Source organism: Colwellia sp. BRX9-1 (assembly GCF_014077195.1).
GTDB lineage: Bacteria > Pseudomonadota > Gammaproteobacteria > Enterobacterales > Alteromonadaceae > Colwellia_A.
This window is the reverse complement of sequence record NZ_JACGVM010000066.1, coordinates 1-692: the sequence shown is the minus strand read 5'-3', so window position 1 is coordinate 692 and position 692 is coordinate 1. Positions and strand designations below refer to the sequence as shown.

The window sequence follows — 692 nt, the reverse complement described above, 5'->3', positions numbered from 1 at the left end:
AAATCAGAAACCGGTGTTACTGAAATGGTTAGGGTAGAACTCTGAGTGTCACCTGCACCGTCAGTAACAATGTAAGTAATTAGAGGAACAGCACCATTAAAGTTATCATTCGGAGTGAAAGTGTAGCTACCGTCTGCATTTAAAGTTAACTCACCTTCCGTGAGGGTAACGGTGTCACCTGCACTATATGTATTACCATCAACAGTAAAGCTGGTGACGGTCATTGGACCGTCTGCTGTTTCAGCATTATCTAACACATTGCCTGTTGCTGTTGTGTCTTCTGCTATCGTGACAGTTTCACTATCATCACTTAAATCAGAAACCGGTGTTACTGAAATTGTTAAGGTAGAACTCTGAGTATCACCGGCACCATCTGTGACGGTATAAGTAATCACTGGCACAGCACCATTGAAGTTATCATTCGGTGTAAAGGTATAGCTACCATCGGTATTTAAAGTGAGCTCACCTTCAGTGAGAGTAACGGTATCACCTGCACTATATGTATTACCACCGACAGTAAAGCTAGTGACGGTCATTGGACCATCGGCAGTTTCTGCATTGTCTAAAACATTGCCTGTGGCGGTTGTATCTTCTGCGACAGAAACGGTTTCATTATCATCACTTAAATCTGAAACTGGAGTTACTGAAATTGTTAGCGTAGAACTTTCGGTATCACCAGCACCATCTGTAAC

General features: G+C 42.5%; 1 protein-coding gene. It reads right to left on the bottom strand.

Annotation, left to right across the window (positions count from 1 at the left end):
• A partial coding sequence (locus H4J76_RS19500) for a tandem-95 repeat protein (RefSeq protein WP_182231146.1) occupies positions 1–692 on the bottom strand: 692 nt, incomplete at both ends.